20 protein-coding genes are annotated in these 20978 nt (G+C 71.6%); 10 read left to right on the forward strand and 10 right to left on the reverse strand.

What is annotated here, in order from left to right; all coding sequences use genetic code 11:
• Nucleotides 1-96 precede the first annotated feature (96 nt).
• Together AC5P1C_RS21675 and AC5P1C_RS21680 are read left to right on the forward strand one after the other, a co-directional pair.
• Complete coding sequence (locus tag AC5P1C_RS21675; RefSeq protein ID WP_493867542.1) at nt 97-303, forward strand: DUF6479 family protein; 207 nt, start codon at nt 97-99, stop codon at nt 301-303.
• A gap of 33 nt (nt 304-336) precedes the next feature.
• Nucleotides 337-1743 carry an NADP-dependent succinic semialdehyde dehydrogenase gene (locus tag AC5P1C_RS21680; protein ID WP_493867543.1) on the forward strand — a complete coding sequence of 469 codons (1407 nt, stop codon included), beginning with the start codon at nt 337-339 and terminating at the stop codon, nt 1741-1743.
• 34 nt (nt 1744-1777) lie between these two features.
• Here the strand turns inward: AC5P1C_RS21680 and AC5P1C_RS21685 are convergent, their stop codons facing one another.
• The 3 genes from AC5P1C_RS21685 to AC5P1C_RS21695 form a co-directional block, all read right to left on the reverse strand.
• A complete protein-coding gene (locus AC5P1C_RS21685; protein ID WP_493867544.1) occupies nt 1778-2200 on the reverse strand; it encodes a hypothetical protein in 423 nt (140 codons plus the stop codon).
• Between the two features lie 78 nt (nt 2201-2278).
• On the reverse strand, nt 2279-3244 hold the full coding sequence (locus AC5P1C_RS21690) for an LLM class F420-dependent oxidoreductase (RefSeq protein ID WP_493867545.1): 966 nt from the start codon (nt 3242-3244) through the stop codon (nt 2279-2281).
• A gap of 106 nt (nt 3245-3350) precedes the next feature.
• A complete protein-coding gene (locus AC5P1C_RS21695) occupies nt 3351-4256 on the reverse strand; it encodes a glycoside hydrolase family 16 protein (protein ID WP_493867546.1) in 906 nt (301 codons plus the stop codon).
• Between the two features lie 233 nt (nt 4257-4489).
• Between AC5P1C_RS21695 and AC5P1C_RS21700 the strand changes: the two genes are divergently transcribed.
• The 4 genes from AC5P1C_RS21700 to AC5P1C_RS21715 all read left to right on the forward strand — a co-directional run bounded on the left by AC5P1C_RS21700 (nt 4490) and on the right by AC5P1C_RS21715 (nt 9109).
• Nucleotides 4490-5305 (forward strand): SAM-dependent methyltransferase, encoded by an 816-nt coding sequence (locus tag AC5P1C_RS21700; RefSeq protein WP_493867547.1) that lies wholly within the window; start codon nt 4490-4492, stop codon nt 5303-5305.
• 137 nt (nt 5306-5442) lie between these two features.
• The gene (locus AC5P1C_RS21705) at nt 5443-5976 is read left to right on the forward strand and encodes a 2Fe-2S iron-sulfur cluster-binding protein (RefSeq protein WP_493867548.1); all 534 of its coding nucleotides are present in this window, start codon (nt 5443-5445) and stop codon (nt 5974-5976) included.
• The gene (locus AC5P1C_RS21710) at nt 5973-6980 is read left to right on the forward strand and encodes an FAD binding domain-containing protein (RefSeq protein WP_493867549.1); all 1008 of its coding nucleotides are present in this window, start codon (nt 5973-5975) and stop codon (nt 6978-6980) included. The genes AC5P1C_RS21705 and AC5P1C_RS21710 overlap by 4 nt, the downstream gene beginning before the upstream one ends.
• Before the next feature lie 32 nt (nt 6981-7012).
• Nucleotides 7013-9109, forward strand: a complete 2097-nt coding sequence (locus AC5P1C_RS21715) for a xanthine dehydrogenase family protein molybdopterin-binding subunit (protein WP_493867550.1) — start codon at nt 7013-7015, stop codon at nt 9107-9109.
• Nucleotides 9110-9148: 39 nt separating this feature from the next.
• Here AC5P1C_RS21715 and AC5P1C_RS21720 read toward each other — a convergent pair whose 3' ends face one another.
• Both AC5P1C_RS21720 and AC5P1C_RS21725 read right to left on the reverse strand, forming a co-directional pair.
• Nucleotides 9149-10171: a PHP domain-containing protein gene (locus tag AC5P1C_RS21720; RefSeq protein WP_493867551.1), complete on the reverse strand. Its 1023-nt coding sequence runs from the start codon at nt 10169-10171 to the stop codon at nt 9149-9151.
• Between the two features lie 122 nt (nt 10172-10293).
• Nucleotides 10294-10476, reverse strand: coding sequence for a hypothetical protein (locus AC5P1C_RS21725; RefSeq protein WP_493867552.1), 183 nt, complete (start codon nt 10474-10476; stop codon nt 10294-10296).
• Between the two features lie 465 nt (nt 10477-10941).
• Between AC5P1C_RS21725 and AC5P1C_RS21730 the strand changes: the two genes are divergently transcribed.
• Together AC5P1C_RS21730 and AC5P1C_RS21735 are read left to right on the forward strand one after the other, a co-directional pair.
• Nucleotides 10942-12060, forward strand: a complete 1119-nt coding sequence (locus AC5P1C_RS21730) for a PP2C family protein-serine/threonine phosphatase (protein ID WP_493867674.1) — start codon at nt 10942-10944, stop codon at nt 12058-12060.
• 119 nt (nt 12061-12179) lie between these two features.
• On the forward strand, nt 12180-12677 hold the full coding sequence (locus AC5P1C_RS21735) for a DUF5709 domain-containing protein (protein ID WP_493867675.1): 498 nt from the start codon (nt 12180-12182) through the stop codon (nt 12675-12677).
• 28 nt (nt 12678-12705) lie between these two features.
• On the opposite strand, the gene AC5P1C_RS21740 is transcribed toward AC5P1C_RS21735, so the two are convergent.
• A complete protein-coding gene (locus tag AC5P1C_RS21740; protein WP_493867553.1) occupies nt 12706-13278 on the reverse strand; it encodes a GNAT family N-acetyltransferase in 573 nt (190 codons plus the stop codon).
• Nucleotides 13279-13635: 357 nt separating this feature from the next.
• Between AC5P1C_RS21740 and AC5P1C_RS21745 the strand changes: the two genes are divergently transcribed.
• Entirely contained in the window at nt 13636-14277 is a 642-nt protein-coding gene (locus AC5P1C_RS21745; protein ID WP_493867554.1) for a carbonic anhydrase, read from the forward strand.
• A 54-nt stretch (nt 14278-14331) separates the two neighbouring features.
• Nucleotides 14332-15882 (forward strand): SulP family inorganic anion transporter, encoded by a 1551-nt coding sequence (locus AC5P1C_RS21750; protein WP_493867555.1) that lies wholly within the window; start codon nt 14332-14334, stop codon nt 15880-15882.
• Between the two features lie 281 nt (nt 15883-16163).
• Here the strand turns inward: AC5P1C_RS21750 and AC5P1C_RS21755 are convergent, their stop codons facing one another.
• The 4 genes from AC5P1C_RS21755 to AC5P1C_RS21770 form a co-directional block, all read right to left on the reverse strand.
• Nucleotides 16164-16913: an SDR family NAD(P)-dependent oxidoreductase gene (locus AC5P1C_RS21755; protein WP_493867556.1), complete on the reverse strand. Its 750-nt coding sequence runs from the start codon at nt 16911-16913 to the stop codon at nt 16164-16166.
• Between the two features lie 186 nt (nt 16914-17099).
• Nucleotides 17100-19166, reverse strand: coding sequence for an iron ABC transporter permease (locus AC5P1C_RS21760; protein WP_493867557.1), 2067 nt, complete (start codon nt 19164-19166; stop codon nt 17100-17102).
• A gap of 4 nt (nt 19167-19170) precedes the next feature.
• Nucleotides 19171-20151, reverse strand: a complete 981-nt coding sequence (locus AC5P1C_RS21765) for an ABC transporter substrate-binding protein (RefSeq protein ID WP_493867558.1) — start codon at nt 20149-20151, stop codon at nt 19171-19173.
• Nucleotides 20148-20954: an ABC transporter ATP-binding protein gene (locus tag AC5P1C_RS21770; protein WP_493867676.1), complete on the reverse strand. Its 807-nt coding sequence runs from the start codon at nt 20952-20954 to the stop codon at nt 20148-20150. Before AC5P1C_RS21770 ends, AC5P1C_RS21765 begins: the two co-directional genes overlap by 4 nt.
• Between the last annotated feature and the right edge of the window lie 24 nt (nt 20955-20978).

A 20978-nucleotide genomic window follows, 5' to 3' on the forward strand; every position in this document is an offset into this window, starting at 1 on the left:
GCTGCGCATGCTTCCCCGAGCATGTCGCTCTAGGGTGAATCCGGGGCCCGCAACGCCCGGAGCCACAGGCTTCGGGCCCTACAGGAGGCACGCTCCATGCTCCTTGCCGCAAGCGGAACCTCCTCGCTGATGCTGATCATCGGCGTGGTGATCGTCGTCGTACTCCTCGCCCTGTTCTATTTCGGACGGCGCCAGGCCACCCGACGCCCCAACCCACCCCAGCAGCCCCAGCCACGCGCGGATTCCTGGGAGGAACCCGACGAGCCCCACGAGGACCGCCAGGATCCTCCCCAGTCGCGTTAGGCGCCACCAGGAGGAGCCCCGAGGAGGAACGGCATGCCCATCGCCACGGTCGATCCCGCCACCGGCGAGACGCTCAAGACCTTCGAGCCGCTGACGGACGCGGAGGTCGAGCACCGCCTGGCCGTCGCCCACGCCGCGTTCGGCCAGTACCGCACCAGCGCCTTCAGTGAACGTGCCCGGCTCTTGAACCGGGCGGCCGACCTCCTGGAGGAGGACAACGCGGCCATCGCCCGGACCATGACCGCGGAGATGGGCAAGCCCATCAAGGCGGCGAGGGCCGAAGCGGCCAAGTGCGTCAAGGCCATGCGCTGGTACGCCGAACGGGCCGAGGACCTGCTCGCCGACGAGCACCCCGCGCAGGCCGACGTGACGGACTCCGGCGCGACCCGGGCGATCGTCCGCTACCGCCCGCTCGGCGTCGTGCTCGCCGTGATGCCGTGGAACTTCCCGCTCTGGCAGGTCGTACGGTTCGCGGCCCCCGCCCTCATGGCAGGCAACGTAGGCCTGCTCAAGCACGCGTCGAACGTGCCGCAGACGGCTCTCTACCTCCAGGACCTCTTCCGCCGCGCCGGGTTCCCCGACGGTTGCTTCCAGACGCTGCTCGTCGGTTCCGGCGCCGTCGAGGGCATCCTGCGCGACGAACGCGTGGTGGCGGCGACCCTCACCGGCAGCGAACCGGCAGGACGCTCGGTGGCGTCCGTCGCGGGCGACGAGATCAAGAAGACGGTCCTGGAACTGGGCGGCAGCGACCCCTACATCGTGCTGCCGAGCGCCGACATCGACCGTGCCGCCGCGACCGCGGTGACCGCCCGGGTGCAGAACAACGGACAGTCCTGCATCGCCGCGAAGCGCTTCATCGTGCACGCCGACGTCTACGACGCCTTCCGCGATCGATTCGTCGCGGGCATGCGGGAGTTGACCGTCGGCGACCCGGCGAGCGAGGACACCGACGTCGGCCCGCTCTCCACCGAACAGGGCCGCAGCGATCTGGAGGAACTCGTCGACGACGCTCTCGCCCATGGCGCCACCGCGCTGTGCGGCGGGCAGCGCCCCAAGGAGCAGGAGCGGGGCTGGTACTACTCCCCCACCGTCCTCGCCGACGTGACCGAGCAGATGCGCATCCACAAGGAGGAGGCGTTCGGCCCGGTCGCCACGCTGTACCGCGTGGCGGACCTGGACGAGGCCGTGGCCCTGGCCAACGACTCGACGTTCGGGCTCAGCTCGAACGTGTGGACCCGCGACGAAGCCGACGTCGAACGCTGCGTACGGGACCTCCAGGCGGGCGGCGTCTTCCTCAACGGCATGACCGCCTCCCACCCCGGCCTGCCCTTCGGCGGCGTCAAGCGCTCGGGCTATGGACGCGAACTCGCGGGGCACGCCATCCGCGAGTTCTGCAACGCTACGACGGTCTGGTACGGCCCGTCGGACCCGAAGGGCTGACAGGAGCCGCCTTGTGCTGACAGGAGCGCCTTGCTCAGTGGCCGGGCAGCGGAGGCTCCCCCTGCTCGGCGCCCGTCAGGCGCAGCTGCACCTGTACCTCCTGGTCGCCGGATACGGTGCCGCCGGGTGAGACGACGAAGGCCGACTCCAGCGTGGTGCGCAGGCGGTCCACCGCCACCGGGCTGCCTTGCAGGTCGGCGGTGACCGGGCCCGCCAGGAGCACGCCCCGGACGGGTCCCGGGCTGCCGACGGCGAGGAAGCCGCCGGTCCAGACGGCGGGGCGGGGCTCTTCCGTCCGGTGCGGTGCGTCCTCGCCGCGGTCGCAGGGGAAGTGGGTCCGCAGCACGCCGAAGACGGCGTCCGCGTCGGCGGCCGAGCACTCGCCGAGTACCACCTGCACCAGATGGGGCGAGTCGGACTGGGCGATGGGGGAGGCCGGGCCGGGTGTGTCGTTCACGCTGTTCTCCAGTGGGGTCGCGGTACCTGCTGACGTGTGGTCACGGGTACCCGATGTGCGGGCAGGTATCTGAGGGGATCAGAGGTCGCGCAGGGCGGGCAGCAGCTTCTGCTCCGCCCAGTCGATGAAGGGGCGCTGGTGGTCTCCGCCCACCTGGACCAGGGCGACTTCCGTGAAGCCCGCCTCGACGTAGGGACGTACGGCGTCGACGAACGCGTCGACGTCGTCGCCGCACGGGATCTGGTCCGCGATGTCGTGACGGGTGACGTACTGGGTGGCGCCCGCGAAGCCGGAAGGTCCCGGCAGCTCGGCGTTGACGGGCCAGCCGCCGACCGACCAGCGGAACTGGTCGTGGGCGCGGGCGATCGCCGCGTCCTTGTCGGTGTCATAGCAGACGGGAAGCTGGCCGACGCGCGGCTTGCCGCTGCCGCCGTGCCGGTCGAAGGAGGCGAGCAGGTCGGCCTTGGGTTCGGTCGCGATGACCAGGTCGGCCAGGCGTCCAGCCAGTGCGCAGGAACGGCCGCCGGAGACCGCCACTCCAATGGGCGGCAGCTCGTCGGGGACGTCCCACAGGCGGGCGTTCGCCACGTCGAAGTGCGTCCCCTGGTGATTGACGTTCTCGCCGGTGAACAGCGCGCGGATGATGTCCACCGCTTCCTCGAGCATCTCCAGGCGGACCTGCGGCGACGGCCAGCCCTCGCCGACCACGTGCTCGTTGAGGTTCTCCCCCGAGCCGAGCCCGAGCCGGAAGCGGCCCTCGGAGAGCAACTGCATCGTCGCGGCCTTCTGCGCCACCACGGCCGGGTGGTACCGGACCGTCGGGCAGGTCACGTACGTCATGAGAGGGATACGCGACGTCGCCTGTGCCGCCGCGCCCAGGACGCTCCACGCATAGGGCGCGTGGCCCTGGGAACCGAGCCAGGGGAAGTAGTGGTCCGACGTGACGGAGAAGTCGAAACCGGCTCGCTCCGCCGCTACCAGGTCGTCGACGAGGGCGCGGGGGCCCGCCTGCTCGGTCATCATCGTGTAGCCGATTTGCACCATATGTGTACGCTTTGCCGAACTGTCCCCGCTGAAACATCACCACCAGCGGCCACGTGAGGCCACTGCCCGCGCGGCGCGGGGCTACCCGGGTCCCTCCGGCTGCACTTCACTTCCAGTCGTACGCGTAGGCCGCGACCCAGGTGATCTCCAGCTGTGCGCTGCTGCCGGGCGCCGCACCCGGCCCTTCCAGCGCACTCTCGTTCTGCAGGATCCACGACAGCGGGCGGTCCGGCACGCTGCGGGTGTCCTGTCCCGTCTCGCGTCCGTCCACGAAGAAGCGCACGCGGCCGGGGGTCCATTCGGTCGACACCGTGTGCCACTCGGTCCACTCGTCGGCGCCGTGGAACGTGCCTTGCTCCCCGCCGCCGCACGGGTGGTGGAACGCGGTGAGGGAGCCGGACCAGTTGCCCTCGGGGTGGTCCATCTCGCAGCCCCCGCCGTAGTGCAGCCACGCCGACTTGTAACCGGGGGCCGGCTTGGTCACCTTGATGCGTGCGCTGTACTTGCCGTACTTCATCTGCATGACGGCACGCGGTACGACCGCCGCGGCGTGGACCGGACCTCCGTCGTCCGGCCGCCACATCCGGACGCGCATACGGCCGTCGCCGTTCGCCGCAGGGCCCACGCTCACGGTGTCCTCCGGATGGTAGACACCGACGACGTCGCGGCCACGGTCGTTGGCCGTGTCGCGCCAACCGGTGGGGTAGGCCCACCAGTTGTCGCGGTAGGAGCCTTCGAGGCCGCCGCAGTACGCGGCGGACGTGTCGGCGTGGTGGTCGCAGTCACTGAAGGCGCCCAGCGGCACGCGGTCCCCGTTGAAGTCCTCGGCGACGACCTGCCAGAACGGCCCGCAGTCGCCGCGCGGAAGCTCGGTGCCGACGCTGCCGCAGGCGTCGGCCGACCGCGGCGCTCCCCCGGCGCTCGGGACGGCCAGCAGAGCGGCGAGCAGGGTGGTGCCGAGGGCCGCGAGCACGAACGGCCTGCGCCGTCCCGCCGCCGCGTGTGATCCCATCGCGATGCCCTTCCTCCCGGCCGCACACGCCCCACGGGACCCGGCGGACGCCTCATGCGAAGGGGGGCATCCTCGCGGAGGCCGGACGGCGCCGCCATACCGTTGACGCGGCCTCTCACCCGGCTCCGGTCGTCGAACGCGCCGAGCGTGAACTGGTGTACGCGTTCGGACGGTTGGGACGTAGGTTGTGCGTTGGAAAGTTTCACGCCTCGGTGGAAAGACGGACGCAACCCATGACCGATCCCGCGACGACGCCCGGACCTGCGGCGCATCACAACATCGACACATCGGTGCCGCACTCGGCCCGGATCTGGAACTACTGGCTGGGCGGGAAGGACAACTACCCCGTCGACGAGCAGGCGGGCGACGCCTACAGCGCCGTCTTCCCCGGCATCGTCACCGTCGCCCGCAGCAGCCGCGCCTTCCTGCGCCGCAACATCACCTTCCTGGTCACCGAGGCGGGCATCGGGCAGTTCCTGGACATCGGCACCGGCCTGCCGACCGTGGACAACACCCACGAGGTGGCCCAGCGGCTCGATCCCCGGACCCGGATCGTGTACGTCGACCACGACCCGATGGTCCTCGCGCACGCCCGCGCCCTGCTGACCTCCACCCCCGAAGGAGCGACGGCGTACATCGACGCCGATCTCTCCGACCCCGACCGCATCCTGGCGGCCGCGGCCGAGACGCTCGACCTCACCCGCCCCACCGCCCTGATCCTCAGCAACATCCTGGGCCACGTCGCCGACTACGACCAGGCACGGGCCATCGTCACCCGCCTGATGGAGGGCCTGCCCTCCGGGAGCTACCTCTCCATCAACGACGGCTCCCGCGGCACCGACGCCGACTACGAGCAGGCCCAGGACGCGTACAACGAAACCGGCGCCGTCCCCTATTTCCTGCGCCCGGTCGACCAGATCACCGCGTTCTTCGAGGGCCTCGAACTCCTGGACCCCGGGGTCGTCTCGGTCCCCTTCTGGCGCCCGGCCCCCGGCTCCCCCACCCCGGAGCCCATCGGCGAACACGGCGGCCTCGCCCGCAAGCCGTAACGGCAACGCTCTGGCCGTCCCCGTGGGTGAGTCGCTGCGCCGCCTGCGCGCGTCCGGCATGCCGGAACGTGGGTCCTGGCTCAGGCTGGTTACGCGGTCATACCGCAGACCACGCTTCGACGAGGGAGCAGAGCGCCATGGGGACCGATGTGTTCCGCTCGGAAGTGCCCCTGACGGTGAACGGCGAACCATGCCGCGTCACCGTCGACCACCGTTCGACACTGCTGGACGTCCTGCGCGAGCAGCTCGGGCTCACCGGTGCCAAGAAGGGCTGTGATCACGGCCAGTGCGGTGCCTGCACCGTCCTCGTCGACGGGCGCCGCGCCAACAGCTGTCTGCTGCTGGCCGTCGCCCAGGAGGGGTGCGAGATCACCAGCGTCGAAGGGCTGTGCGCCGCTGACGGTGAGGGTCTGCATCCCGTGCAGCGGGCCTTCCTGGAGCGTGACGCCTTCCAGTGCGGCTACTGCACCCCGGGACAGATCTGTTCGACCGTCGGCATGATGGCGGAGGCCGCGGCCGGCACCGCCTCGCACGTCACCGATCCCGGCGCGCACACCGGCGCCCCCGTGGAGCTGACCCGGGACGAGATCCGTGAGCGGCTCAGCGGCAACCTCTGCCGCTGTGGCGCCTATCCGCACATCGTCGAGGCCGTCGAGGACGTGACCCGGTGAAGCCCTTCCGCTACGTACGCGCCTACAGCGTCGAAGAGGCCGCCGCGGCGCACGCCGGACGACCGGGCTCCCGCTTTCTGGGCGGCGGCACCAACCTCGTCGACCTGATGAAGCTGGGCGTGGAAAGGCCCGGGACGCTGATCGACGTCAGCAGGCTGCCGCTGGACACGGTGGAGGAGCTGCCCGACGGGTCCGTCCGCGCGGGGGCGACGGTGCGCAACAGCGACCTCGCCGCCCATCCGCTGGTGCGCGACCGCTACCCCGTCCTGTCCCAGGCGCTGCTGGCGGGGGCCTCGGGCCAACTGCGCAACGTGGCCACGACCGGCGGCAACCTGCTCCAGCGCACCCGCTGCCCCTACTTCCAGGACCTGAGCAAGCCGTGCAACAAGAGGGAGCCCGGCACCGGGTGCGGCGCGCGCGACGGCGTCCACCGCGACCACGCGGTCCTTGGACACTCCCCGCAGTGCATCGCCACGCACCCCTCCGACATGGCGGTCGCACTCGCCGCGCTCGACGCCCGAGTGGAGCTGCACGGCGTGCGGGGCCGACGTGTGCTGCCCGCCGCCGATTTCCACCGTCTGCCCGGCGACCGTCCGGACCTGGACACCGAGATCGCACCCGGCGAACTCATCACCGGCGTACTGCTGCCGTCCGCGTCCGCGGGGCTGCCGTCCGCCTACCGCAAGGCCCGCGACCGCGCCTCGTACGCCTTCGCGCTCGCCTCGGTGGCCGTGGTCCTGGACGTCGAGGACTCCGTCGTACGCCAGGTGCGGATCGCTTTCGGCGGTCTGGCCCACCGGCCCTGGCGTGCCCGGCGTGCCGAGCGGGAGCTGCTGGGCTCCGCGCCGGGCGAGGAGGCGTTCCTGCGGGCCGTGGACGCCGAACTCTCCGCGGCCGAACCGCTGCGGGACAACGCGTTCAAGGTGCGCCTCGCCCGCAATCTCGCCTGTGACGTCCTGAGGCGTCTCGCCGACTCGACTGCGCCTCTTGACCCAGCCTCCTGACCCGTCCCCCGCCCGCCTCCAGGGAGAACCCCATGCCGGACACCGCCAGCGCCCTCGGGACGCCCGCCGAGCGCAGGGAGGGCCCCCAGAAGGTGACCGGGACCGCCCGTTACGCCGCCGAGCACACCCCCGAGGGGTGCGCCTACGCCTGGCCGGTCCCGGCCACGGTGGCGCGCGGCGAGGTCACGGGCGTCGACGCATCGGCTGCTCTTGCGCTGCCCGGCGTCGTCGAAGTCCTCACGCACCTGAACGCGCCGCGCCTCGAGAAGCCGGACGACGCCACGCTCGCCGTGCTGCAGGACGCACGCGTCCCGCACCGGGGCTGGTACGTCGCTCTCGTCGTCGCCGACAGTCTGGAGGCCGCCCGCGAAGCCGCCGCGGCCGTCGAGGTCAGCTACGCCGAGGAGAAGTACGACGTCACCCTGAAGGCCGATCACCCCGACGCGTTCGTACCGGAGGACGAGGACGGCACATCGGGTGAGCACGTGCGCGGCGACGCGGAGGGCGCGTTCGCCTCCGCGCCCTCCCGCGTCGATGTCTCCTACCGGGTGGCGCCCCTGCACAACCACCCCATGGAGCCGCACGCGGCCACGGCGCAGTGGCAGGACGGGCGGCTGACCGTGCACGACTCCAGCCAGGGCTCCAGCACGGTCCGCGACGTCCTGGCCGGTCTCTTCGCGCTGCCGAAGGAGCAGATCACGATCGTCTCCGAGCACGTCGGCGGCGGCTTCGGCTCCAAGGGCACGCCCCGTCCGCACGTGGTGCTCGCCTCCATGGCCGCCCGCATGACCGGCAGGCCCGTCAAACTCGCCCTTCCACGGCGCCAGTTGGCGGCCGTGGTGGGCCACCGCTCGCCGACCCTGCACCGGGTGCGTCTCGGAGCGGACAGGGACGGCACGCTGACCTCCGTGATCCATGAGGTGACCGCGCACACCTCGCGCATCAAGGAGTTCGTCGAGACGGCCGCCGCCGCCACGCGCGTCATGTACCCCTCGCCGCACGCCCGCACCACTCACCGTGTGGTGCCGCTCGACGTGCCGAGCCCGTCCTGGATGCGGGCCCCGGGCGAGGCGCCCGGCATGTACGCCCTGGAGTCGGCGATGGACGAGCTCGCCGCGACCCTCGGCATCGACCCCGTCGAGCTGCGCCTGCGCAACGACACGCACAGGGAACCCGACAGCTCCAAGCCCTTCAGCAGCCGTCACCTCGCCGAGTGTCTGCGCGAAGGCGCCCGGCGGTTCGGCTGGTCCGAGCGCGACCCGCGCCCCCGCTCGCGCGTCGAGGGGCCCCTCCTGGTGGGCAGCGGGGTCGCCGCGGCGACGTACCCGGTGATCGTCGCGCCGTCCCGGGCGAGCGCCCACGCCTACCCGGACGGCAGCTTCGTGGTCCGCGTCAACGCCACCGACATCGGCACGGGCGCCCGCACGGTCCTCGCCCAGGTCGCCGCCGACGCGCTCGGGGTCCCGCTGGACTCCGTGCGCACCGACATCGGCAACAGCGACCTGCCGGCCGCCTCGCTGGCGGGTGGTTCGTCCGGGACGGCCTCCTGGGGTTGGGCGGTCCACGAGGCCTGTACGCGGCTTGCCGAGCGGTTGGCGGGACAGCAGGGCCAGCAGCTGCCCCCGGAGGGCGTGGGTGCCACCGCGGACACGGCGGGCGAGGCCGACGCGGACAGCGACTACGCCCGCCACGCCTTCGGCGCCCACTTCGCCGAGGTCGGCGTCGACACGGTTTCCGGCGAGGTCCGGGTACGTCGGCTGCTCGGCGTCTACGCGGCGGGGCACATCCTCAACTCCCGTACCGCACAATCCCAGTTCATCGGCGCGATGACGATGGGCCTTGGCATGGCGCTGACCGAGGGCAGCACCATGGACGCGGCCTTCGGCGACTTCACGGAGGCCGACCTCGCCGCCTATCACGTACCGGCGCACGCGGACGTACCCGAGATCGAGGCGCACTGGATCGACGAGGACGATCCCCACCTCAACCCCATGGGCAGCAAGGGGATCGGTGAGATCGGCATCGTCGGGACGGCCGCCGCCATCGGCAACGCGGTGCATCACGCGACCGGGCTGCGACTGCGCGAACTGCCCCTCACTCCGGACCGCATCCTTGCGGGCGGCCTCTGAGACCGAGGCACCTCTGCCGCCGGGCCGGTCACGCGGTCCTCAGGCAGCGGCCCTGCTGTCCGCCGTCCAGGCCAGCAGCTTCTCCGCCGTCCAGGTCGTCACCACGCGCTCGGCGGGCACGCCGCACTCCTCGGCCCGCGCGCACCCGTACACCTGCCAGTCCAGCTGCCCCGGTGCGTGCGCGTCGGTGTCCACGGAGAACAGCACCCCTGCCGCCACGGCTTTGCGCAGCAGCCTGCGCGGCGGGTCGAGCCGCTCCGGACGGCTGTTGATCTCCACCGCGGTGCCCGCGGCGGCGCATGCGGCGAACACCGCCTCCGCGTCGAACTGCGACTCCGGTCTGCCGCGCCCGGTGACGAGGCGGCCGGTGCAGTGGCCGAGCACGTCGGCGCGGGGATCGCTGACGGCGGCGACCATGCGGCGCGTCATCGCGGCGGCGTCCATGCGCAGTTTGGAGTGCACGGAGACGACCACCAGGTCCAGCTGGTCGAGCAGCTCCGGCTCCTGGTCGAGCGAACCGTCGTCGAGGATGTCGCACTCGATGCCCGTGAGCAGCCGGAAGGGCGCCCAGCGCTCGTTGAGGTCGGCCACCACCGCCAGCTGCTCGCGCAGCCGCTCCGGCGACAGGCCGCGCGCGACGGTCAGCCGGGGCGAGTGGTCGGTGAGCACGGCCCACTCGTGGCCGAGCGCCTGGGCCGCGCGGCCCATCTCCTCGATCGGACTGCCGCCGTCGGACCAGTCGGAGTGCAGGTGGCAGTCGCCGTGCAGCAGCGCCCGCAACGGGGTGCCGCCCTCGACGAGCGGGGTGTCCGCCTCGCCCTCGAGCCGCTCCAGGTACCCCGGCACGTCACCGGCCAAGGCCTCGCGGACCACGCCGGCGGTCTTGGGTCCGATGCCCTTGAGCGACTCCAGGGACCCGTCGGCGACGCGCCGCGCGGCCTCGCCGTCGGCCAGGTCGCCGACCACCGCGGCCGCGGTGCGAAAGGCCTTCACGCGGTAGGTCGGGGCACGGCCGCGCTCCAGCAGAAAGGCGATCCGCTCCAGCGCCTCCACGGGATCCATCAGCACCTCCGGCCGTCGGGTCCTGCGACGGCGTACGTGTGCTTCCAGCGTGACCCACAAAGGGCTGCGGGGCATGCGAGACGCCGGGTCGTGACCGGATCCTCCCCCGCCCCGGGGGACGCCTACGCCGCGGGTTCGGCGGAGGGGGCGTCCGGGACGACCGTGATCGGCCCCCTGAAGTCCAGCACGGCCTCGGCTCTCTGCTGGGTCTCCTCGGCGGCCTTGCGGGCTGTCGCGAGGACGTCGCCGTGTTCCTGGACGAGGGTTTCGTAGATCGGCGCCTCAGCGGCGTCATGGGCTGGCATGACCAGCGGCTCCTTGTTCGGGTGACTGTGTTGGTTCAGTTCGGCCGCATACGGCCGGTCCGCGACCTTACGCTGCGCTTGCGGTCCTCTGCGGACCGGGGTCGACCGCTGAGACGGCGGGACCGCTGCGCCGGGGAGAGGGCGCGTACGCCCGAAATCCGGCTGGCGTAGGCGAAATGGGCGCCCTGTCGGCCCGCAGCCGAGCGGGATCCGGGGCCCGATGTGAGACTGCTGATGAGGCGGTGATCACAGATGTCGAGCCAGCCCAGGGAGCCCAGACCTCAGAGCCCGGGGACCCGGCCTGAGAGCCACGGGCCTGGAAGCGCCGGTGCCGGACACGCCGATCCGGGCAGCCCCGCCACGGAAGGCGCCGGTACCGGGAAGCCGAAGCCGGGCCCTCGGCAGCCCGGTCCCGGGGAGCAGTTGTTCGAGCAGCTGCTCGCTCAAGCGCACGCGGCGGCTCCGATGGAGCTCTCCGTCCTGGCACAGCGGTTCGCCGATGCCGTCGGGCTCGACCGCGTCGACGTCTACCTCGTGGACCTCCAGCAGCGGTGTCTGGTGCCGCTGGCCGAGGGGCCGCCCACCCTCGGTGTGGACACCTCCGTCGCCGGTTCGGCCTACCGGGCGCACGCGCTGCGCGTCGAGGAACTGCCCCAGGGGCGGATCGTCGCCTGGCTGCCGCTGATCGACGGCGCCGAGCGCCTCGGCGTGATCGGCGCCACGGCGTCGGTGATCGATGTCGCGCTGCTGCGGCGCTGTCGCATGCTGGCCTCCGTCCTGGCCATGACGATCACCTCGAAGCGTGCGTCGAGCGACAGTTTCGCGCGCCGGACGCGGTCTGAGGCCATGCAGCTGCCCGCCGAGATGCTGCGGGCCTTCCTGCCGCCCAGGACCATCGGCAACTCCCATGTGATCTCGACCGCCGTGCTCGAACCGGCGTACGAGATCGGCGGCGATGCCTTCGATCACTCGCTGACCCCGTCGACCCTGCACGTGGCGATCCTGGACTCCATGGGCCACAACCTCGCGTCGGGTCTGACGACCGCCGTGGCGATGGCCGGCTGCCGCAACGCCCGCCGGGCCGAGGCCGAGCTGCCCGAGCTCGTCGACACCGTCCAGCACGCGCTGGCCGGGTGGCTGCCCGAGCAGTTCTGCACGGGGATCCTCGCCCAGCTCGACCTGGCCGACGGCGTGCTGCGGTGGTGCAACTGCGGCCATCCGCCGCCTCTGCTGATCCGGGATCAGCGCGTGCTCGACCGTGCCCTCGAACGTCCTGCCCAGCCGCCCATGGGTACGCCCGCCCTGCTGGCCGACATGGTGTGGGAGGTGCACGAGGAGACGCTCGAACCAGGTGACCGGGTGCTGATGTACACCGACGGGGTCACCGAGCTGCGGACCGGCGGCGGCGCCGAGTTCGGCCTTGAGCGGTTCACGGACAGCATCATCCGCGCGACCGCCGCGGGCGAACCGGCGCCGGAGGCGCTGCGCCAGCTCATCCACTCCATCCTCGACCGGCAGGACAACCAACTGCGCGACGACGCCACGCTGCTGCTCCTCGAATGGCGCCCGCCGGGAACGCAGTGACTCCGCCCTCGCATGCCGGAACGTGTGTTCTGGATCAGGGTGGATAGGTGGACAGACGGCAGGACGACACGATCAGTCGCGCGTGAAGGAGGACGAGCACCGTGGGAAACGACGAGGTCATGGGCGACGAGGTCTACCAGCCCGACGCGGAGGAGGTCCGCGAGGACGAGGGCATCCTCGACGCGGAGGACACACTCAGCGACCGCGGGACGGATCCATACGACGAGGGCTGGTCACCTCCCGAGCGGCCGTTGGGAGTGGCCCAGACCGGCACCACCGCCCAGGAGCAGCAGGACGGCGAGACCCTGGCGGAACGCCTCTCCGAGGAGCGGCCCGACCCCGCGCTCGCGGTTCCCGGTCCTGCCGAGGACGACGACGGCATCGGGGACACGACCGACACCGACGGCGAGCCGATCGACGAGACACAGGTCGGCGACGCCCGCGCCGGACGCCTGTTCGCGCCCGATGACGGGGCGAGCGGTGACGCGGAGGACGACGCCGAACAGGACATGATCGGCGAGGACATGGGCATCGACGGCGGGGCCGCCTCAGCCGAGGAGGCCGCGGTGCACGTCATCGACGCGGACGCGGCCGAAGGGGCGGACACGCCGGGCTGACGCGCCGCCTCGGCACGGGTCCGCCGCGTCAGCGCAGGTCGAGCCGCATCACAACCCGGGGGTGACCGGCAAGGACGGAGGTCGTGTCGGCGGCGTAGGTGAATCCGGCCCGCTCGAAGTTCTTGCGGATCCCGGCGTACGCCATGGTCAGGTCGACCTTGGCGGCACCGTTGTCGAGCGGGTACGCCTCGACCACCGGCGCGCCGTGACTGCGGGCGAACTCGACGGCACCGGAGATGAGGGCGTGCGAGATCCCCTGCTTCCGGTGGCCGGGGCGCACGCGGATGCACCACAGGGACCAGACCGGCGACTCGTCTACGTGCGGAATCTTCCGGTTCCGTGCGAAGGACGTCTCCGAACGCGGCGCGACGGCCGCCCAGCCCACCGGCTCGTCGCCGTCGTAGGCGACCACGCCCGGAGGCGGATCCGCGCGGCACAACTCGGCGACGTACTCACCACGGGCAGGCCCGCGGAGCTCGTTGTTGAGCTTGGACGGGATCCGGTAGCTCAGGCACCAGCAGACATTGGCGCCAGGCGACTTGGGGCCGACCACGGCACGGACGTCCTCGAAGACCGAAGCCGGGCGCACTTCAATGGGCATGACACCACAGTGGCACGTGCGCCTCCGCTTCGCTGTCCACCGCCAAGCGGTACGACCGGGCAGAAGCGGAACGGCCCGGCAAGCTCTACACGATCTCCACGTGAACCCTTGCCCAACGGTTGACGCTTCGACCAACTCGCAGATCAGGGGCGCTTATTACTCAATCTTTGGCAAGTTTTTGCTCTGTCATCAGAGGTTAATGCGATGGCAAAGTGAGAGACACAGCCGAAGTACAAGCTGTCACCGGGGCGACGTCGTGCCCGCTGCCACTCAGCGGCCCCCGCCGCCTCACTGTCACCATCGACCCGACCACACCGCGTCCCGGCTCAGCCGCAGCGACGCAGGAGGCAGGCCAGCATGAAGTCCCTGATCGACAACGCCCGTTCCTTCGCCGCGACACACGTCGCGGCCCCGCAGAACACCGCGGCCTTCGAGGCCCTCGGAGCCGGGCAGTCTCCCGAAGCGCTGTTCGTCACGTGCTCCGACTCACGCGTCGTCCCGGCCCTGATCACCGGAGCACGCCCCGGCGAACTCTTCGAACTCCGCACGGCGGGCAACGTAGTACCGCCCTACCCCTCCGGCGACGACGCCGACCGGGAAGGCCACCCCATGAGCGAGGCGGCCACCATCGAGTACGCCGTGTGCGTGCTCGGCGTCCGCGACATCGTCGTCTGCGGGCACTCGCACTGCGGCGCGGTGGGCGCCATGGTGCGCAGCGAGGACCTGTCGGCCGTACCGGCCGTGCGCGACTGGCTCGACCACGCCGTCGCCCCGGACGCCGCCGTGCGCACGCTCGTCCCGGCCTCGGCCGACGTCGCCGAAGCCGTACAGACACACGTACTCGCGCAGGTGGAGAGGTTGCGCGCGTACCCCTGCGTGAGAGAGCGGATCGCCGACGGCACGCTCACCCTGCACGCCTGGTACTACGAGGTGCATACCGGCACCGTCACCGCCCATGGTCCGTCGTTCGACGACCGGCCGGCGTTCGGTCCGCTGTGAGAGCCGCCACGCCCCACCGACCGGCCCGCTCCCACGACAGGACCCCCCACCCTCATGTCCTCTTTCCTCTCCTCCCTCCGCTCCCCCTTCCGCCCGCTGCGTGAACCGGGCGTCCCGCGCCGGGACTTCCTCGCCTCGCTCGTCGTCTTCCTGGTCGCCCTGCCGCTGTGCGTCGGCGTGGCGGTCGCCTCAGGTGTGCCCGCCGAACTGGGCCTGGTCACCGGCATCGTCGGCGGCCTGGTCGTCGGTTTCCTGCCGGGCAGCGCCCTGCAGGTGAGCGGGCCCGCCGCCGGACTGACCGTGCTCGTCTTCGAGGCGGTGCAGGAGTTCGGGCTCGGCATGCTCGGCGCGATCGTGCTGCTCACCGGCGCCCTGCAGATCGTGCTCGGACTGCTGCGCTGTGGCCGGTGGTTCCGCGCCATCTCCGTGTCCGTCGTCCAAGGCATGCTGGCGGGCATCGGACTCGTACTGATCCTCGGTCAGCTCTACACCATGGCCGGGGCCGAGCAGCCGCGCTCCGGGCTCGACAAGATCGCCGGACTGCCCGGTCTGCTGGTCGACGTACTGGGTGACACCGCCTCACTGACCGCCGCGGCCCTGGGCCTTGGCACCATCACCGTGCTCGTGCTGTGGCCGAAGCTGCCCGCGGCGGTACGGGTGGTGCCCGCACCGCTGGCCGCCGTCGCCCTGGCGACCGCCGTGGCCGCCGGTCTGGGCCTGGACGTGGCCAACGTGACGGTGCGCGGCCTGTTCGATGCCATTCAGCCGCCGGGGTTCGGCGACTTCGCCGCCCTCGGCAGCGTCGCCGTGCTCGGCACGGTCCTGGCGTTCACGCTCATCGCCTCCGCCGAATCCCTGTTCAGCGCGGCAGCGGTGGACCGCATGCACGACGGGCCCCGCACGCAGTACGACAAGGAGCTGGTCGCCCAGGGCATCGGCAACGCTACGTGCGGCGTCCTGGGCGCGCTGCCGATGACGGCGGTGATCGTGCGCAGCTCGGCCAACGTCGAGGCAGGCGCACGCACTCCGCTCTCCCGCGTCCTGCACGGCGCTTGGCTGCTGCTGTTCGCCGTGCTGTTCCCCGCCGCGCTCGGCATCATCCCGCTGGCGGCGCTGGCCGGCGTCCTGGTCCACGCGGGCTGCAAGCTGATCCCCTTCAAGGAGATCGTCCCGCTGGCCCGCGCCCACCGTGGCGAGGCCCTGGTCCTCGCCACCACCGCGATCGCCATCGTGGTGACCAACATGTTCGAGGGCGTCGTGCTCGGCCTCGTGCTCGCGGTGGTCAAGTCCGCCTGGGACACCTCCCATGTGCACCTGGACGTACGGGAGTTGACCGGTGGCCGAATGGTGGTCACCCTCACCGGCAACGCCACCTTCCTGCGGCTTCCGCGAATTCTGGAGACCCTGGAGGCGCTGCCCAAGGACCGGCCCATCGAGCTGGACCTGACCGCGGTGCGCCATCTGGACCACGCCTGCCGTACGACGCTGGAGAACTGGGCGCTGCGGCACAACGACAGCGGTACGGAAGCCGTGCGGATGAAGACGTTCCCCGTGGCGGGTTCTCCGGTGGCCGAGGAACCCGCGGAGGCACCGCTGCGAAGCTGACGCCTTCCCACCGCGCATGACTGCGTATGACTGCGCATGACCCACCGCACATGACACACCGCGCCGCCCGCCACCCGCCCGGTGGCGAGCGGCGCGGTGCCATGCGCGCGGCGCGGTGCCATGCGCGCGGCGCGGATCCACGCGAAAACAACCGGCCGAAGCAGGCATGAGGCTCACTTCGGCGGGCACTCGTCTATGTGGCCCCGCCGCGTCCCCCCGTCGCGGCGGGGTCGCTGTGTTCCTCGGCAGGGCCGTGACCAGGCAGACCAGGCAGACCAGGCTCAGTCGACGATGGCCCCGCAGGAGATGTTCACGTCGGTCGACGTCAGCGTGCGGGCCCGGTCCGAGGCCACGAACGCGGCCACGTGGCCGACGTCGCTCAGCTCGGCGGTCCGCCCCAACTGCGTGGCCTGCTCCAGGCCGGCGACGATCTCGTCGCGTCCCGCGAAGCCCTCGGGGATGGACTCGGGCACGCCTCCCGACTTCAGGGTGACCACGCGGATGCCGTGCGGCCCCAGTTCACACGCCCACTGGCGGCGCAGCCCCTCAAGAGCGTCGAGGGCGATCTTGAAACCGCCCAGGCCGGGCAGGGTCTGCGTTCCGCCCCCTCCGAAGGCCAGGATGACGCCCGTGCCACGAGGGACCATGTGCCGGGCCGCGGCACGGGTGGTCAGGAACTGTGAGCGCAGCACGGTGGTGACGGGCTGCAGGAAGTCGTCCACCGAGATCTTCTGGAGCGGTTCCTGAACGTCGGCGGCTCCGATGACGTTGAACGAGACGTCGATCTGCCCGGCTCGGGCGACGATGCCGTCGACGCACTCGTCCACCGCCCGTTCGTCCAAGGCGTCGAGGACCACGGACTGCGCCTGGCCACCGCCCGCGCGGATGGCTCCGGCGAGGGCGTCGAGGGTGGCCCGGGTTCGCCCGGCGACGAACACCCGGGCCCCTTCGTCGGCGAAGGCGCGGGCAGCCGCTCCACCGATCGTCCCTCCAGCCCCGTACACCACAGCGACCTTGTTCTCGAGCAGCATGTCCACCACGCCCTTCCCACGCAGGCATCTCCGGATCTCCCGGCTTCCATGAGATACGTCGGAGCCGTCGGCCGGAATTCGACACGGCCGCCGGATGCCGCTGGTCGTGCGGTCAAGGACCGTGTCCTGCCGCTGCTCGGGCAGCGCGGAACCATGGCGGCGTAGCGAAGCACGCGGCAGCCGCCGCTAGCGGCGGCTGCGCACCAGCAAGTACACGAAGTAGGGCGTTCCGACGACCGCCGTCATGAGTCCCGCGCCCAGTTGGGCCGGGGCGATCACGGTCCGGCCAAGGAGGTCCGCGAGGCAGACGAGGGTCGCGCCAAGGAGCATCGCCACGGGGACGACCCGGATGTGGCGCCGGCCCACCAGCGCGCGTGCCGCGTGCGGCGCCACGAGTCCCACGAAGCCGATCGTGCCGGCCGCGGCCACCGCGGTGGCGCTGAGCAGGACGCTCACGATGAGGAACCCGAGGCGTCCGCGGGCCAGGTCGAGGCCCAGGAGCCGGGGCGTGTCCTCGTCGAGCGACACGAGGTCGAGTTCCTTGCGGCGGGCGAAGGCCACGACGGCCGCGGCCACCAGCACGGCGGCGACCGGCAGGATGTCGGTGCCCGTCCGTCCGTAGGTGGAGCCCGAGAGCCAGATCAGCGCCTTGGTCGCGCTGAACCGGTCGGTGAGCACGATCAGCAGGCTGATGAGCGCCATCGTTCCCGTCGACACGCCCATGCCCACCAGGACGAGCCGGCTGTTCTGGAAGCCGCCCTTCGCCGCGAGTCCGAAGACGACGACGGCGCTGATCGCCGCGCCGCCGAACGCCGCGCCCGCGATACTCCACGGCCCGGAGCCCGGTGCCGATGTGACGAGGAGGATGGCGCCGAGCGCCGCGCCCCCGGAGACGCCGAGGACGCCGGGTTCCGCGAGCGGATTGCGGGTCACGGACTGCACGAGCGTCCCGGAAAGCGCGAGCGCGGCACCGGCACAGAGCGCGGCGAGTACTCGTGGCACCCGGGTGTCGAGGACGAAGGTGATGGCCTGACCCGACTGGCCACGGACCCAGTTGACGACGTCGCCGAGCAGGAACGTGCTGTCGCCGACGAGCACAGCGGTGATCGTGACACCGACCAGCGCGCCCACGAGGAGCACCACGGTGATGAGGTAGGCGGTCCGGCTCGGGATGCGCAGCCGGTCCGGCGCGGCGGCACCGCCGCCGTCGCGGGTGCGCATCGCCATGACCACGAGGAACAGGGCGCCGACGACGCTGGTGATCACTCCCGTGGGCACGGTGACCGCGGTCTGGGACGATGTCACGGCGCGCAGGAGTACGTCGGAGCCGAGGACGAGGGCGGCGCCCACGAGACCCGCGACGGGGATGCGGGTCCGGTGTCGCAGCAGGGCACGGACGCGGCCGGCGAGTGGCCGCACCAGGGCCGGCGCGCACAGTCCCACGAAGGCGATCGGTCCGGCCAGCGTCACCGCGCCCGCCGAGAGCAGCGAGGCGAGGACGACGGCCGTGACGCGGGTGCCGCGGACCGGGATGCCGAGGCCGCGCGCGGCGTCGTCGCCCAGGGCCAGGGCGTCGATGCGGCGGGCGATCAGGAGCAGGCCCGCAAGGGCGGCCAGGACGACGGGCGCCATCTCGGCCACACCGTCGAAACCGTTCTGGCTGATGCTTCCCTGGCCCCACTGGTAGAGGCCCTCGGTCTGTTCGGGGAACAGCAGGAGCAGCGCCTCGGTGATGGCGTTGAGCCCGAGGGCGAGCGCGCTGCCTGCGAGCACCAGACGGACCGTGCCGGCGCCTCGTCCCGCGAGCGCGAGGACGACGGCGGCAGCCGCGAGGCCGCCGACGAACGCCACTCCCGAGGATGCGAGCAGCGGCGCCGTCGCACCGCTGGCGACCAGGAGGGTCATCGCCAGGTACGAACCGGCGTTGACGGCGAGGGTGTCCGGTGAGGCGAGCACATTGCGGCTGACCGCCTGGAGGGCGGCGCCCGCCGCGCCGAGCGCGACGCCGACGAGTATCCCGGCGACCATGCGCGGCAGGCGTGAGGCGATGACGACGGAGGCGTCGCCCTGCTCGGCCTGGCCGGTGAGAGCCGTCCACACCTGGGCGGGGCCGACGGAAGCGGTGCCCTGCGTGATGTCGACGACGGCGAGAACAGCAACCAGAAGAACGAGACCGGCCGTCACCGCGACCGCGCCCAAGGGGGAGGCGACCGCGCGCTCGGGCGTGGCTGAGTGCGTTGCGGTGACGGCCACGGCGCTACTTCTTCAGGGTGTCGATGAGGGCGTCGATGTACGCCTCCATCGCCCCGGGGCCGCCGAACATCCAGATGCCGTCGGGCAGACGGTGCACTTCGTCGTCCTTGACGAACGGCAGCGACTTCCACACGGAGTTGTCGGCGAGTTCGTCGGTGAACACGTCGGAGCTGTCGTCGCCCTTGTTGCCGATGTAGACGAACTTCACGTCGTCGTCAAGCTCCGTGAGGCCCTCGACGTCGGTGGTGGCGAGTCCGTAGTCCTTGTCGCCCTTCGCCTTCCAGGCGTTCTTGAGGCCGAGCTCCTCGTTGACGGCGCCGAGCAGGGAGTTGCTCGTGTAGCCGCGCAGGGAGACCTGGTTGGAGGCGGCGTAGCCGTCGCCGAAGGCGATCTTCGAGCCGTCGAGCTTGGCCTCCTTCAGCGCCTTCTTGCTTTCGGCGACCTTCGCCTCGTACGACTCCTTGACCTTCTTGGCCTCGCTGGTCGTGCCGGTGGCCTTGGCTATGGCGTCGAGGGTGTCGAACATCTGGCCCACCTGGTCGGAGGCGTCGGCGGCCTTGACCTGGAGGACGGGGGCAACCTTCTTCATCTGCTTCACCGCGGAGGCCGACATGTCGGTCGTGGTGACGATGAGGTCCGGGGTGAGACCGGCGAGGGTGTCCATGCTGGGCTCGCCGCGCGTGCCGATGTCCTTGGGGTCGTTCTTCAGCGGGACCGCGGAGTCCCAGGCCTTGTAGCCCTTGACGTCGGCGACGCCGACGGGCTCGACGCCGAGCGTGACCATGGACTCGACGACGTTCCACTCGGTGCCGACGACCTTCTTGGCCGGACCGTCGAGCTTCACCGAGGCGCCATTGGCGTCGGTGAGGGTGATCGGTCCGGACTTCTTGTCCGAACTGGTCTCGGCGGGCTCGGAGGTGCCGCAGCCGGACAGGATGAGGACCACGGCGGTGGCGGCGGCCGCTGCAAGGAGGGGGCGTCTCATGAGGAGGTGTGGAGCCTTTCGCTTCTGCTGTGGTGGCGGCCTATCGCGCGGGTGCGCAGCCGGCCGGTGAGGGGGTCGGTGTCGACCTCGATGCGGATGCCGTACGTCTCGGACAGGCGCTCCGGCTGCAGTACGTCCTCGGGGGCGCCGTCGGCGACGATGCGCCCGGCGTCGAGGAGTGCGATCCGGTCGGCGACGGCTGCCGCCTGGTCGAGGTCGTGCAGGACGACGCCGACGGCGATGCCGCCGTCGTCCGCGAGGTCACGCATCAGGTCGAGGAGTTCGATCTGGTAGCGCAGGTCGAGGTAGGTGGTCGGCTCGTCGAGGAGGAGCACGCCGGTCTCCTGGGCGAGACAGCTGGCGAGCCACACCCGCTGCAACTGGCCGCCGGAGAGCTGGTCGACGGCGCGGTCGGCGAGGTTCTCGACTCCGGTCAGGGTGAGCACGCGCTCCACCACGGCGGCGCCCCCGGCGTCGGCCTGGCCCCAGCGGCCCCGGTAGGGGTAGCGGCCGAACTCCACCACGTCACGGACGGTCAGACCGCCCGGTGTGGGGCGTCCTTGGGTCAGGAGTGCGACGCGGCGGGCGAACTGGCGGGCGGTGAGGTCGAAGCCGTCGGCGGCCTCGGCCGTGCCGGAATCGAGGGTCAGCGTGCCGAGCCGGGCGCCCTGAAGGCGGGCGACGGTGCGCAGAAGCGTCGACTTGCCGCTCCCGTTGGGGCCGACGAGTGCGGTCACTTCGCCGGGTTTGAGCTGGATGGCGGCGTCATGGACGACGTCGACGCCGTCGTACGACACGGTCATGTGCGCGGCGGACAGTTCGTGACC

This window comes from Streptomyces sp. A18, assembly GCF_059026065.1.